Source organism: Rhodobacter sp. P1_C2, assembly GCF_056406375.1.
In genome coordinates, this window is sequence record NZ_JBFUAG010000002.1 from 258,983 (window position 1) to 272,354 (window position 13,372).

Below are 13,372 nucleotides of genomic sequence, written 5' to 3' on the forward strand. Positions count from 1 at the left end.
TATCCCCCTGCCAATATCACCTTTCTCTGAATATCTCCGCCGGAGACTCCCGCGCACCTTGACCCCGAACCAGCCTGCCGCCACCCTCAATTCCATGAAATACGCCAATCTGGCTCTCCTGATCCTCTACCCCATCGCGTGGTTCGCGCCGCTGATGCGGGCGGCTTTGCTGCCGATCTTCGGCATGACGGAGATTTCGGTCATCTCGGGGCTGCAATCGCTCTGGGCCTCGGACGCGGTGTTGGCGCTGCTGGTGACCTTCCTCGCGGTCTTTGCGCCCTATGCCAAGACGATCCTGCTGGCGCTGGTGCAGTTCGGGCTGCTGTCGGGGCGGGTCATGCCGGTCCTGCACCTGCTGGGAAAGCTCGCCATGGCGGATATCTTTCTGGCCGCCCTCTACATCGTGCTCGCCAAGGGCATCGGCCATGCCACGGTGGAGGTCGCCTGGGGCCTCTGGCTTTTCACCTTCTGCGTTCTGGGCCAGATCGCGCTGTCATGGGGTACGCGTCCCACCAAGGCTTGATGCGGCCCCGCTTTCATAGCATCAAGGGACATGAGCAAAGCGACCCATAGTTTCACCTGCACGGCCTGCGGCGCGAGCCACAAGAAATGGAACGGCCAGTGCGATGCCTGCATGGCATGGAACACGCTGGTCGAGGAATCCCCGCTTTCTGCCGGACCGAAGGGCCCCGTCGCCAAGGGCCGCACCATCCCCCTGACCGATCTTGCCACCCAAGCCGAAGCGCCGCCCCGCGCCGCCTCGGGCCTGGGCGAGCTGGACCGCGTGCTGGGCGGCGGGCTGGTGCCGGCCTCGGCCATTCTGGTCGGCGGCGATCCGGGGATCGGCAAATCCACCCTTCTGTTGCAGGCCACGGCGGCTTTCGCGCGCTCCGGCCTCAAATGTATGTATGTCTCGGGCGAGGAGGCGGCGGCGCAGGTGCAGATGCGGGCGCAGCGGCTTGGGCTGCAGGACGCCAAGGTGCAACTTGGGGCCGAGACCAACCTGCGCGACATCCTGACCACACTGGACCGCGAACGCCCGCATCTGGCGGTGATCGATTCGATCCAGACCATGTGGCTCGATTCCATCGAAAGCGCCCCCGGCTCGGTCAGCCAGGTCCGGGCGGCGGCGCATGAGCTGGTGACCTTCGCCAAGAAGCGCGGCGTCTCGATCGTGCTGGTCGGCCATGTCACCAAGGATGGCCAGATCGCCGGCCCCCGCGTTGTCGAACACATGGTCGACACCGTCCTCTATTTCGAGGGCGAGCGTGGCCACCAGTTCCGCATCCTGCGCGCGGTCAAGAACCGCTTCGGCCCGGCGGACGAGATCGGCGTCTTCGAGATGACCGGCGGTGGCCTGTCCGAGGTCACCAACCCCTCGGCCCTGTTCCTGTCCGACCGCGAGAAGGCCACCCCCGGCTCTGCCGTCTTCGCCGGGATCGAGGGCACGCGGCCGGTTCTGACCGAGATTCAGGCGCTTGTGGCGCCCTCCACCCTCGGCACGCCGCGCCGGACGGTGGTCGGCATCGACGGCGGCAGGCTTTCCACCATCCTCGCCGTGCTCGAGGCGCGGGTCGGCATCTCCTTCGCCGGGCTCGATGTCTTTCTCAATGTCGCAGGCGGGCTGCGGGTCAACGAGCCTGCCGCCGATCTCGCCGTGGCAGGCGCGATCCTTTCCGCGCGCGAGGATGTGGCAATTCCGCCAGACATGGTGCTTTTCGGCGAGATCAGCCTGTCGGGCGCGCTCCGCCCGGTGGGTCAGACGGAAAACCGGTTGAAAGAAGCCTCGAAACTTGGTTTCACACAGGCCGTGGCCCCGCGTCTGTCAAAGTATACCCAGGCAAGCGGAATCACGCTGCGCGAGATGCCGGACCTGACGGCTTTCGTGGGCGAAATGTTCGGGGCGGGTTAAAAGGCGCCGGGTATAAGGCGCGGGTTGAACGGCGCAGGTCAAGCGGCGCCACGCATGGCGCGGGAGAGAGTGATGAACGGATTTACCCTAGTCGATGGCGTCGTGGCCGGTGTGATCGTGCTGTCGGCGATCCTCGCCTATTCGCGCGGCTTTGTTCGCGAGGCGCTGGCCATCGCAGGCTGGGTCGGGGCGGCGGTGCTGGCCTATCTCTTCGCGGCCTCTGCCCAGCCCCTGGTCAAGGAAATCCCGGTGATCAACAAGGTCATCGGCGAGAATTGCGAATTGTCGATCATCACCGCCTTTGCCCTGGTCTTTGCGGTGGGCCTGATCATCGCCTCGCTCTTCACGCCGCTGTTCTCCTCGGTGGTGCAGCGGTCCTTCCTCGGCGGGATCGACCAGGGCATCGGCTTTCTCTTCGGTGCGGTGCGCGGCATCGCACTGGTGGCGGCGGCCTTCCTGATCTATGACATGGCTCACCAGTCGATCGACATGGTCGACAAGTCGCGCGCGGCCAAGGTCTATGCCAGCTTCAAGGATGGCATCCAGTCCGCCCTGCCCGACAATATGCTGAACATGGTGGTCGACCGCTACAACACCCTGACCGCGACCTGCCCGACCGTGGGCGGCACGCCGGTCGATCCCACCGCCACTGGTACCACGGGGGATTCTTCAACCACCCCGAGCAACTGATCTGTGCAATGCCGCAATGCGGCAAATGCCTCCATTACGAGCGTGACTTCTCGCCCGCAAAGTCCTAAACCACGCGCAGATTCACCCGCCCCCCGGAGGAACCATGCAACGTCACCTGGCCAACCCTTTTGACGACGACAAACTGAAGGAAGAATGCGGCGTCTTTGGCGTGATCGGGGTGGGGGACGCTTCGAACTTCGTGGCGCTCGGCCTGCACGCCCTGCAGCATCGCGGGCAAGAGGCGGGCGGCATCGTCAGCCATGATCCGGGCTCGGGCTTCAACTCGGCCCGCCGCTTCGGCTATGTCCGCGACAATTTCACCAAGGCCGATGTGATGAACACCCTGCCCGGGCCCCTGGCCATCGGGCATGTGCGCTATTCCACCGCCGGGTCGAAAGGCGCCACCGCGATCCGCGACGTGCAGCCTTTCTTCGGCGAGTTCTCGATGGGCGGCGCGGCCATTGCCCATAACGGCAACCTGACCAATGCCGCCGCCCTGCGCAAGGAACTGATCGAGCGCGGCTCGATCTTCCAGTCTTCCTCGGATTCGGAATGCATCATCCACCTGATGGCGCGCTCGATCCAGAAGACCATCCCCGAGCGGATGAAGGACGCGCTGCGCCGCGTCGAAGGGGCCTTCTCGGTCGTCGCCATGACCCGCACCAAGCTGATCGGCGTACGCGATGCCTTGGGCGTGCGCCCGCTGGTTCTGGGCCGTCTGGGTGACAGCGCCTGGGCCCTGTCCTCGGAAACCTGCGGTCTGGACATCATCGGCGCCGAGTTCGTGCGCGAGATCGAGCCGGGCGAGATGGTGGTGATCGAGGATGGCAAGATCACCTCCTCGCGGCCCTTCGGCGCCCCGGCCTCGCGCTTCTGCATCTTCGAACATGTCTATTTCTCGCGCCCCGATTCCATCCTCGGCGGTCGCTCGGTCTATGAGACCCGCCGCCAGATCGGCGTTGAACTGGCGCGCGAGGCCCCGGTCGAGGCCGACCTCGTCTGCCCGGTGCCCGACAGCGGCACCCCGGCGGCGATCGGCTACAGCCAGGAATCGGGCATCCCCTTTGCGATGGGGATCATCCGCAACCAGTACATGGGCCGGACCTTCATCGAGCCGTCGGAAAGCATCCGCAACATGGGCGTGCGGTTGAAGCTGAACGTGAACCGGGCGCTGATCCGCGGCAAGAGGGTCATCCTCGTCGACGATTCCGTGGTGCGCGGCACCACCTCGCGCAAGATCAAGGACATGATCCTTGAGGCCGGTGCGGCCGAGGTCCACTTCCGCATCGCGAGCCCGCCGACGGCCTGGCCCTGCTTCTACGGGGTCGACACGCCGGAACGCTCGAAACTTCTGGCCGCCACCATGTCGGAAGACGAGATGCGCGACTGGATCGGGGTGGACAGCCTGAAATTCGTGACACTCGATGGGCTTTACCGTGCCGCAGGCGAGGTCAATGGCCGCGATCCCAAGGCACCGAAATACTGCGACGCCTGCTTCTCGGGCGAATATCCGATCATCCCCTCCGACAAGATCGACGAGGGATTCGAGATGAAGGCAGCGGAGTGAGGGCGGACACTCCAGACTGGACAGGTCTGGAGTGGATTTTCGACGCATCATTGATCTGCCCCTGCTGTGGCGTGCCAGGACAGCTTTTGCTGTCATGGGCCTTCGACCGGCCCGGTCCCTGTGATCTTTCCGTTCCGATCCAACCGAACGGCGCGATCCTGTTCACTGATGGCGATGTTCTGACGGAAGATTTCTGCCGCATCTCCACAGACTGTTTTGTGCGCTGCGTTATGGAATTCCCCCTGAAAGGGCGCGAAGAGACTTTTCATATCGGGGTCTGGGGCTCGCTTTCCCCGGCGAATTTCCAACTTTACGTCGATATGTTCGACGAAACCGGCGGCTTTGGCCTTGATCCCATGTTCAGCTGGCTCGCGAACAGAACGCCTCTAGATCGCAACCTCACCCCCTGCATGATGGAACCACGACCAAGGCGCCAAAGACCCATCCTGAGCGCGAAGCAAGACACTCCACTTGGCATCCTTCAGTCCGACGGATTGGCTCCAGCGGATCTGCGCGGGGTTTTGGAATTCATGGGCCACCAGCCCCTGATGCGACATTGAGATGTCTGCAAGCTCGCGGTCGCCGCTTGTCGCTTCGCCTTGCCAGCTGACCTGCGCGTGAGCCTACGCCCACACACCATCGGTCAATTCCCCGAGGGGGCCAAGGATCTCGACATCGGGGGCAGCGCCGTTTCATTCCCGCCCATCCTTTGCCCGAATCTCTGACCACGGCCTTTATCCTCGTTCGCCGCGCCGAAATCGCCATCACCGGACGCTGACCTCGCCTTGCCCTTTCAGTCCCGCTCACATAATTCAGAAGGGTGCGGGGTGTTCAGACCTTGCGTCTTTTCCCCTGCGCCGGGCCCCGCCTTGCGCCTCGTCTGACCGGAGCCCTCTATGACCCAGAACATCGCCCCCAAGGTGGCTCTCGTCACCGGAGCCTCGCGCGGTCTTGGTGCGGCCTTTGCCGAGCAGCTGGCGGCGCGGGGCTGGCAGGTGGTGGCGGTGGCGCGCACGGTGGGCGGGCTCGAGGATCTCGACGACCGGGTCAAGGCGCTGGGTCTGCCGGGGGCTGGCGGGGTGACGCTGGCACCGATGGACATCTGCCAGGACGATGCGATGCAGCATCTCTGCCTGTCGATCCACCAGCGCTGGGGCAAGCTGGACCTCTGGGTCCATGCGGCGATCCATGCCACGCCGCTGTCGCCCGCAGGCTCGCTCGCCGTCAAGGATTGGGAAAAGGCGCTGGCCACCAATATCCGCGCCACGGGCCAGCTGATCCCCTTGGTCGAACCCCTGCTCAAGGCCGGTCAGGGCACCGCGCTCTTCTTCGATGACCCGCGCGCCGGGCAGAAGTTCTTCGGCGCCTATGGCGCCTCCAAGGCCGCGCAGATCGCGCTGGCCTCCAGCTGGCAGGCCGAGACCCAGCGCATCGGCCCCCGCGTCGTCATCGCCTCGCCACGCCCGATGCCCACCGCCACCCGCGGCCGTTTCTTCCCTGGCGAAGACCGCAAACCCTTGGCCGCCCCCGCGGCCGAAGCCGACCGCATCCTGCGCGAGATGCTCCCCAAGGCCTGACCCCGCCCGCCCCTGCACCTGCTGCGGAAGCCTCCGGCGGGGATATTTTGATCTGGATGAATGGCAAGAAGGCGCGCCCCCGAGATCAGGAGTGCGCGCCAAGTGTCTTCATCCAGACGAAAATATCCTGGGGTGAGGCCCGCAGGGCCGAGGGGCAAAGCCCCTTTTTGCGCTACTTCAGCCAGTCCTCGTAATCGCTGACCAGAAGATGGGTCGGCGCCACGTCTTCCTCGATCTTGGCAAAGCGGCCGATCGGCTCGCGGAAGATGTTGTCGGTGACATCATCGTTCACCGTCGAGACCTCGCCGATCAGCACATCGCCACCCTCGCCCCAGAAGGCATGCCAGTCGCCCGGCTTCAGCGTGACGCTCTCGCCCGGGGCGAGTTTCAGCTTCTGGCCTGGCGCATAGGGCACGTCGATCCCGTCGCAGCGCACGAGGCCGCCGCGGTCCTCGGCCCAGTTGCCCTTGTCGTCCGAGCCGTAGAGCTCCACGACCAGCGTGGCCCCGCCGCGGTTGATGATATCCTCGGCCTTGATGACATGGGTGTGCATCGGCGAGAGCTGATCCTGCCGCGAGATCAAGAGCTTCTCGGCATAGCACATGCCGCCGCCGCGTTGCAGGTCGGCCAGTTCGCCATTGCGCAGGGTGAAGAGGAAGAGACCCATCTGGTCAAACCGGCCCTCGCCGTAATCGGTGATATCCCAGCCGCAGCGCCCCTCGATCACCCGCCGCGCGCGCGCGGCATTGGCCTTGAACTCCCCGGGCGACCAATTGGCGAAGGGCGGCAGGACAAAGCCGTAGTGGCGGATCATCTCATCCGCCGCCGCCATGATCTCGTTGACGCGTGAGCGTTTCATCTCGTCCTCCCCAATGGTTTGGCCGCGACTATAGCGAGAGTCGCTGGGCCAACAAGGGGCGGATCAGGCGCTCAGCCGCAGGGGGCGGCGGGCTTCGGCCCAGGCGCGGGCGGCCTGACCGAAGGCCGTGAAGAGCGGGCGCGACACCGGGTCATCGGCGGCGTTCCATTCCGGGTGCCATTGCACCGCCAGCGTGAAGCCGGGCGCGTCCTTGACATAGGTCGCCTCGGGCGTGCCGTCCGGGGCCCAGCCGTCGATCACGATCCGCTCGGCCGCGCGCTGGATGCCCTGGCCGTGCAGCGTGTTCGTCATCACCTCGGGCGCGCCCATCAGGCGGGCGAAGACCCCGCCCTCGGTGAAGCGCACCGCATGGCGCGGGGCGAATTGTTCTTCCAGCTTGGCATCGGGCGGCATCCGGTGGTTCATCCGGCCCGGGATCTCGCGGATCTCGGGGTGGAGCGAGCCGCCGAGTGCCACGTTGATCTCCTGAAAGCCGCGGCAGATGCCGAGGAAGGGCTGGCCGCGCGCCACGCAGGCCCGCACCAGCGGCAGGGTGATCGCATCGCGGGCGCGGTCGAAGGCGCCATGGGCCGGGGTCTCATCCTCGCCATATTCGCTGGGGTGGACATTGGGCCGCCCGCCGGTCAGCAGGAAGCCGTCGCAGGCCTCGAGCAGTTCCTCGACCGAGACGAGGTTCGGGTCCGCCGGAATGATCAGCGGCATCCCCCCCGCCACATGCGCCACGGCACAGGAGTTCATCGTGCCTGCGGTATGCGCCGGATAACGGTCATTGATCGAGAAAAGGTTTCCGATGATGCCGATGACGGGTCTGTGGGATGTGAGGCGTGTCATGATCATGTTTTGCGGATTTGCTTCATACTAGGCCCGCAATTCTGCAGGGGAAAGCCTTGAAATCGCACTAATGCCTCAAGATGACTTGATCGGTGCAGCGGGCTGCTGCCAATCTGGGCGCATTGCCTGAAATAAGGACCCTGCCCATGCCCAAACCCCGCGCCCGCGACCTTGGCCTGCCCTTTCCCGGCCAGACCGGGGCCTTCAACGCGATCACCGATGTGCCGGGGGTCAAGGTCGGCTTCTGCACCCTGACCGATCCGGCCAAGGCGATGCGGACTGGGGTCACCGCGATCCTGCCGCGCAGCGAGCATGGCGTGCCTCAGCCGGTCTGGGCCGGGCAGTTCACGCTCAACGGCAATGGCGAGATGACGGGCACCCACTGGATCAACGATGCCGGCTATTTCATCGGCCCGGTCTGCATCACCAACACCCATGGCGTCGGCGCCGTCCACCACGGCGTGACCGAATGGATGATCGAGACTTACGCCGCCTGGTTCGAGACCGCGCATTCCTGGGCCATGCCCGTGGTGGGCGAGACCTATGATGGCATCCTCAACGACATCAACGCGCTGCATGTGACGCCCGACCACGTCAGGGCCGCCATCCGCGCGGCAAAGGGCGGCCTGGTGGAGGAGGGTTCCTCGGGCGGCGGCAACGGGATGATCGCCTACGAGTTCAAGGCCGGCACCGGCACCGCCTCGCGCCGGGTGACCCTCGGCGGGCAAGGCTTCACCCTCGGCGCGCTGGTTCAGGCCAACCACGGGCGGCGCGACTGGTTCCAGGTGCTGGGCAAGCCGGTGGGCAGGCTGATGCCCGAGGGCGCCTTTCGCGACAAGGAACAAGGCTCGATCATCGTGGTCATCGCCACCGATGCGCCGCTGTCGGCCCTGTCGCTGCGCCATCTGGCGCGCCGCGCCAGCATGGGCGTCGCACGGGGCGGCACGCCGGCGGGCAATTCCTCGGGTGATATCTTCCTCGCCTTTTCGACCGCCAATGCCGGGCCGATGCCCCAAGCCGCCTGGCCGCTGCTGACCAAGGTCGAGCTGAACAACGAGATCCTCGATCCCCTCTACCTCGCCGCCGTCGAGGCGGTGGAGGAGGCCGTGGTCAATGCGATCGTGGCGGGCGTCGATGTGGCCGCGGTCAAGCCCAAGGGCCTCATCGTGCCCGGCATCGACAGCGCAAGGCTGGCCGCCCTGTTCCAGGCCTGATCCCGCCTTCTACCGGTGAGTCTCCCGGCGCCCGGTGTCACCGCCCGCAGGCGGTGGCGGCAGCTTGCGCAAAAGGCCGGGGAATTTCGCCCCGCCGTCCCGGCGCAGAATATTCTCGTCGCTTGGGCGAAATCTTTGAAATGGACCGACAGGGCTAATAGGCGTAAATCTCTACCAACTAAGTAGATATTTGGAGCGCATGATGCCACACCTCTCCCTGATCGGCCTGTCCGGCAACATTTCTGCCCCGTCCAAGACCCGAAAACTGGTGGAAACCGCGCTGGCCATCGCCGCAACGCGGTTGAATGTCGCGGTGGAAGTCATTGAAGTCAATGACTTTGGCGACCAGCTTGGCCGCGCGCGGCGTCTGGACGATCTGGATGCGCGGGGTAAGGAGCTTCTGGGCCGCATCGTGGCGGCGGATGCGCTGGTCGTGGCCACGCCGATCTACAAGGGCTCTTACCCCGGCCTCTTCAAGCATCTGATCGACCTTCTCGACCCGACCGCCCTGCAGGGCAAGCCGGTGCTGATCGCGGCCACCGGCGGGGGCGAAAAGCACGCCCTTGCCGTCGAACACCAGCTGCGCCCGCTGTTCGCTTTCTTCGAGGCGCAAAGCCTCGCCACCGCCGTCCATGTCTCGGACAAGGATTTCGAGGAGGGCCGGCTTACCAGCCCCGCCGCCCTCGCCCGGCTGACCCGCGCCGTGGCGCAGTTCCATCCCCTTTTCCCGCAACACCTCCGCGTCGCCGAAGCGGCCGAATAAGCAGGAGCCCATCATGACCGAACCCGTCAAATTCGCCTATTGGGTGCCCAATGTCTCGGGCGGCCTCGTGATCTCCGACATCGAGCAGCGCACGGACTGGAGCCTCGATTACAACGTCAAGCTGGCGCAGATCGCCGAGGCTGCGGGCTTTGACTATGCCTTGAGCCAGATCCGCTTTACCGCGGGCTATGGCGCGGACAGTCAGCATGAGCCGGTGTCCTTCAGCCAGGCCCTGTTGCAGGCGACCCAAAAGCTGAAAGTCATCGCGGCGCTGCTGCCTGGCCCCTGGAACCCGGCGCTGGCCGCCAAGCAGATCGCCACGATCTCGGTCCTCAGCAAGGGCCGCATCGCGATCAACGTCGTCTCGGGCTGGTTCCGGGGCGAGTTCCACGCCATCGGCGAGCCCTGGCTCGACCATGACGAACGCTACCGCCGCTCGGAAGAGTTCATCCGCGCCCTGCGCGGCATCTGGGGCCAGGACGATTTCACCTTCAAGGGCGATTTCTACCGCTTCACCAATTACACGATGAAGCCGAAGCCGGTCGATCCGCAACCCGAGATCTTCCAGGGCGGCTCCAGCCGGGCGGCGCGCGACATGGCGGCGCGGGTGTCGGACTGGTATTTCACCAATGGCAACACGCCGGAAGGTCTGGCGGCCCAGGTCGATGACATCCGCAGCAAGGCCAAGGCCGAGGGGCGCCACGTCAAGGTCGGCATCAACGCCTTTGCCATCGCAAGGCCGACCGAATCCGAGGCCCGCGCCGTGGTGGACGAGATCGTGGCCAAGGCCAATCCCGAAGCCGTCCAGGGCTTTGCCCATGAGGTCAAGAACGCCGGCAAATCCAGCCCCGAAGGCGAAGGCAACTGGGCGAAGTCCAGCTTTGCCGATCTTGTCCAGTACAACGACGGCTTCAAGTCCAACCTGATCGGCACGCCGCAGCAGATCGCCGAACGCATCCTTGCCCTGAAGGACGCCGGGGCCGACCTGATCCTTCTGGGCTTCCTGCACTTCCAGGAAGAGGTCGAATTCTTCGGGCGTCACGTCATTCCGCTGGTCCGCGAGCTGGAAGCTTCGCGCGCACAGGCGGTCGCGGCCGAATAGGCCGCCCCTCACCCACCATCGAAGGAAGACGAGAATGACGGGCGTGACTTTGCGCACGGCGGCTTCGGCCACCCCGAGGGAGGCGGCCATCGCGGCCGCCTATGCTCCCCCCCATCCGATGGCGATGACGGGCACGGCGCTGGCGATGAGCGGGATCAGCCTGTCATTCGGCGGCATCCGCGCTTTGCGCCATGTCTCCTTCCACGTCGCCCCGGGCGAGATCCGGGCGGTGATCGGGCCGAACGGGGCGGGGAAATCCTCGGTCCTGAACGTGATCTCCGGGCTCTATCCGGCGGATGCCGGCAGCCTGGTGATCGGCGCCAAGGCCTTTTCCCATGTGCGGCCGCAGGACCTCGCCCCCCTGGGCGTGGCGCGGACCTTCCAGAACCTCGCCCTCTTCCCCGGGCTGACGGTCGCGGCCAATATCGCCGCCGGCTTGACCTTTCAGCGGCAGAGCGGCCTTCTGGCCCAGGTGCTGCGCCTGCCCCGGGCAAGAGCCGAGGCCGCGGATGTGGCGGAGCGCGTCGCCGAAGTGGCCGCCGATCTGGACCTTCTGCCGCATCTGGGCCAGCTGGTGGCGACCCTGCCTTACGGCGTACAAAAGCGCGTCGAACTGGCCCGCGCTTTGGTGGCAACCCCGCGCCTTCTGCTGCTGGACGAGCCGATGGCCGGGATGACCGCCAGCGAGAAGGCCGAGATGGCCGGCCATATCCGCGCCGCGCGCGACCGGTCCGGCCTTGCGGTGGTGCTGATCGAACATGACATCGGCGTCGTCATGGGCCTGTCCGACCGGGTGGCCGTGCTGGACCACGGCGTCAAGATCGCCGACGGCACCCCGGCCGAGGTGCAGCGCGACCCCGATGTGATCCGCGCCTATCTGGGTGCCGAAGCCGGCGGGGTGGCCGCCTGATGGACTGGCTCGATTTTCTCTTCGCCGTCGAGGTGACGCTGGGCGGGCTTCTGTCCGGCGTCATGTATGCCCTTGTCGCAATTGGCTTTGTGCTGATCTACAAGACCTCGGGCGTACTCAACTTCGCGCAAGGGGCCATGGTCCTTTTCGCGGCCCTGACCTTCGTCAGCCTGGTGGAGCGGGGCGTGAACTTCGCGCTGGCCCTGGGCGTGACCATCGCGATCATGACGGCCCTCGGCTTTGCCATCGAACGCACGGTGCTGCGCCCCCTTGCCAACCGCGCGCCGATGACGCTGTTCATGGCGACGCTGGGCCTGTCCTATGTGATCGAGGGGGCGGCGCAGCTGATCTGGGGCACCGGGGTGCACCGGCTGGATCTTGGCATCTCCAACGCGCCGTTCGAGGTGGGGGGCGTCTTCATCTCCACCTTCGATCTGGTGGCGGCGGGGATTGCGGCGGCGCTGGTGGCGGGGCTTACGGGCTTCTTCCGCTGGACCCGCACCGGCCTCGCCTTCCGCGCCGTGGCCGATGACCAGTTTGCCGCGCTGGCGGTCGGGCTGCGGCTGGACCGGATCTGGGCCACGGTCTGGGCCGCTGCCGGGATCGTGGCGCTGGTGGCGGGGCTTTTGTGGGGCGCGCGGCTGGGGGTGCAATTCTCCCTCTCGCTCATCGTGTTGAAAGCCTTGCCGGTTCTGGTGCTGGGCGGGTTCGACTCGGTCCTCGGCGCCATCGTGGCGGGGCTTCTGATCGGCGCCTCCGAGAAGCTGGCCGAGGTCTATCTTGGCCCCTTCGTCGGCGGCGGGATCGAGGGCTGGTTTGCCTATGCCGTGGCGCTTCTGGTGCTGCTGGTGCGTCCGCAGGGCCTGTTTGGCCAGAAACTGGTGGAGCGGTTCTGATGTCGCATCTTGCCGAAACCGAGGCCGCACCGCTGCAGCTGACCCGCCACCTGCCGCTGATCGCCGTGCTGGCCCTCGCCTACCTGATCGTGCCGCGCTTCGCCTCGCCCTATGTGATCGAGGCGATCCTCTTGCCCTTCCTGGCCCTCTCCCTCGCCGGGGTCGGGCTGAACCTTCTGACCGGATTTGGCGGCCAGGTCTCGCTCGGCTCGGCGGCTTTCATGGCGGTGGGGGCCTTTGCGGCCTATAACTTCACCCTGCGCCTGCCTTACCTGCCCCTGCCGGTCACGATGCTGCTGGCGGCGGGGACGGCTGCGGCCCTGGGCCTGGTCTTTGGCCTGCCGAGCCTGCGCCTGCGCGGCTTTTATCTTGCGGTTTCAACGCTTGCCGCGCAGTTCTTCGTGCAATGGGCGCTGACCAAGTTCGGCTGGTTTTCCAATTACAACCCTTCCGGCATCATCTCGGCCCCGGCGCTCAATCTCTTCGGGATCAGCCTGGACGGGACCGAGGGGCGCTATCTTCTGGCCCTGACCACGGTCAGCCTGGTCACCCTTCTCGCCTGGGCGCTGACCCAAGGGCCGTTTGGCGCCGATCTGATCGCGATCCGCGACAACGAGACCGCCGCCCGCGTGATCGGCGTGCCGGTGCTGCGGACGAAACTGGTGGCCTTTGCCCTGTCCTCGGCGATCATCGGTCTGGCGGGGGTGCTCTGGGCCTTTGCCTATCTGCGCACGGTGGAGCCTGCGGGCTTCGACCTCGACCGGTCCTTCGACGTGCTTTTCATCATCATCATCGGCGGGCTGGCCACGATCCGCGGCGCCTTCCTCGGTGCCGGGCTGATCGTCGTCTTCCCGCTGCTTCTGTCGCGCCTTGGTGGCCTGGTCCTTGGCGGCGTCATCGACAGCGGCATGCAGGAGCTGATCCAGCGGATCGTGCTGGGCGTCCTCATCCTGATCTTCCTCATCGCAGAGCCCGAGGGTCTGTCGGCGATCCTCGACCGCCTCACCCGGGCCTTGCGGCGGGCCTGACC

Annotated in this window: 14 protein-coding genes; 12 read left to right on the plus strand and 2 right to left on the minus strand. The window is 65.9% G+C overall.

Features of this window, described 5'->3' with window-relative positions:
• Window positions 1–94 precede the first annotated feature (94 nt).
• The 6 genes from AC1DZT_RS04005 to AC1DZT_RS04030 all read left to right on the plus strand — a co-directional run bounded on the left by AC1DZT_RS04005 (window position 95) and on the right by AC1DZT_RS04030 (window position 5,746).
• A complete protein-coding gene (locus AC1DZT_RS04005) occupies window positions 95–523 on the plus strand; it encodes a paraquat-inducible protein A (RefSeq protein WP_478005511.1) in 429 nt (142 codons plus the stop codon).
• 30 nt (window positions 524–553) lie between these two features.
• Window positions 554–1,912, plus strand: a complete 1,359-nt coding sequence (gene radA / locus AC1DZT_RS04010; RefSeq protein WP_478005307.1) for a DNA repair protein RadA — start codon at window positions 554–556, stop codon at window positions 1,910–1,912.
• Window positions 1,913–1,984: 72 nt separating this feature from the next.
• The gene (locus AC1DZT_RS04015; RefSeq protein ID WP_478005308.1) at window positions 1,985–2,602 is read left to right on the plus strand and encodes a CvpA family protein; all 618 of its coding nucleotides are present in this window, start codon (window positions 1,985–1,987) and stop codon (window positions 2,600–2,602) included.
• Window positions 2,603–2,705: 103 nt separating this feature from the next.
• Window positions 2,706–4,169 (plus strand): amidophosphoribosyltransferase, encoded by a 1,464-nt coding sequence (gene purF, locus AC1DZT_RS04020; protein WP_478005309.1) that lies wholly within the window; start codon window positions 2,706–2,708, stop codon window positions 4,167–4,169.
• Complete coding sequence (locus AC1DZT_RS04025; RefSeq protein ID WP_478005310.1) at window positions 4,166–4,729, plus strand: DUF2199 domain-containing protein; 564 nt, start codon at window positions 4,166–4,168, stop codon at window positions 4,727–4,729. Before purF ends, AC1DZT_RS04025 begins: the two co-directional genes overlap by 4 nt.
• A gap of 336 nt (window positions 4,730–5,065) precedes the next feature.
• The gene (locus AC1DZT_RS04030; RefSeq protein WP_478005311.1) at window positions 5,066–5,746 is read left to right on the plus strand and encodes an SDR family NAD(P)-dependent oxidoreductase; all 681 of its coding nucleotides are present in this window, start codon (window positions 5,066–5,068) and stop codon (window positions 5,744–5,746) included.
• A 172-nt stretch (window positions 5,747–5,918) separates the two neighbouring features.
• Here the strand turns inward: AC1DZT_RS04030 and AC1DZT_RS04035 are convergent, their stop codons facing one another.
• Together AC1DZT_RS04035 and AC1DZT_RS04040 are read right to left on the minus strand one after the other, a co-directional pair.
• Window positions 5,919–6,605 (minus strand): D-lyxose/D-mannose family sugar isomerase, encoded by a 687-nt coding sequence (locus AC1DZT_RS04035; protein ID WP_478005312.1) that lies wholly within the window; start codon window positions 6,603–6,605, stop codon window positions 5,919–5,921.
• Window positions 6,606–6,668: 63 nt separating this feature from the next.
• Window positions 6,669–7,457 carry a gamma-glutamyl-gamma-aminobutyrate hydrolase family protein gene (locus AC1DZT_RS04040; protein WP_478005313.1) on the minus strand — a complete coding sequence of 263 codons (789 nt, stop codon included), beginning with the start codon at window positions 7,455–7,457 and terminating at the stop codon, window positions 6,669–6,671.
• Between the two features lie 146 nt (window positions 7,458–7,603).
• Between AC1DZT_RS04040 and AC1DZT_RS04045 the strand changes: the two genes are divergently transcribed.
• The 6 genes from AC1DZT_RS04045 to AC1DZT_RS04070 all read left to right on the plus strand — a co-directional run bounded on the left by AC1DZT_RS04045 (window position 7,604) and on the right by AC1DZT_RS04070 (window position 13,370).
• A complete protein-coding gene (locus tag AC1DZT_RS04045; protein WP_478005314.1) occupies window positions 7,604–8,671 on the plus strand; it encodes a P1 family peptidase in 1,068 nt (355 codons plus the stop codon).
• A 202-nt stretch (window positions 8,672–8,873) separates the two neighbouring features.
• Window positions 8,874–9,434 (plus strand): FMN reductase, encoded by a 561-nt coding sequence (gene msuE, locus AC1DZT_RS04050; protein WP_478005315.1) that lies wholly within the window; start codon window positions 8,874–8,876, stop codon window positions 9,432–9,434.
• 13 nt (window positions 9,435–9,447) lie between these two features.
• The gene (gene sfnG / locus AC1DZT_RS04055; RefSeq protein ID WP_478005316.1) at window positions 9,448–10,536 is read left to right on the plus strand and encodes a dimethylsulfone monooxygenase SfnG; all 1,089 of its coding nucleotides are present in this window, start codon (window positions 9,448–9,450) and stop codon (window positions 10,534–10,536) included.
• Window positions 10,537–10,570: 34 nt separating this feature from the next.
• Window positions 10,571–11,446, plus strand: coding sequence for an ABC transporter ATP-binding protein (locus tag AC1DZT_RS04060; protein WP_478005317.1), 876 nt, complete (start codon window positions 10,571–10,573; stop codon window positions 11,444–11,446).
• Entirely contained in the window at window positions 11,446–12,342 is an 897-nt protein-coding gene (locus AC1DZT_RS04065) for a branched-chain amino acid ABC transporter permease (protein WP_478005318.1), read from the plus strand. The genes AC1DZT_RS04060 and AC1DZT_RS04065 overlap by 1 nt, the downstream gene beginning before the upstream one ends.
• Window positions 12,342–13,370 (plus strand): branched-chain amino acid ABC transporter permease, encoded by a 1,029-nt coding sequence (locus AC1DZT_RS04070; RefSeq protein WP_478005319.1) that lies wholly within the window; start codon window positions 12,342–12,344, stop codon window positions 13,368–13,370. The genes AC1DZT_RS04065 and AC1DZT_RS04070 overlap by 1 nt, the downstream gene beginning before the upstream one ends.
• Window positions 13,371–13,372 lie beyond the last annotated feature (2 nt).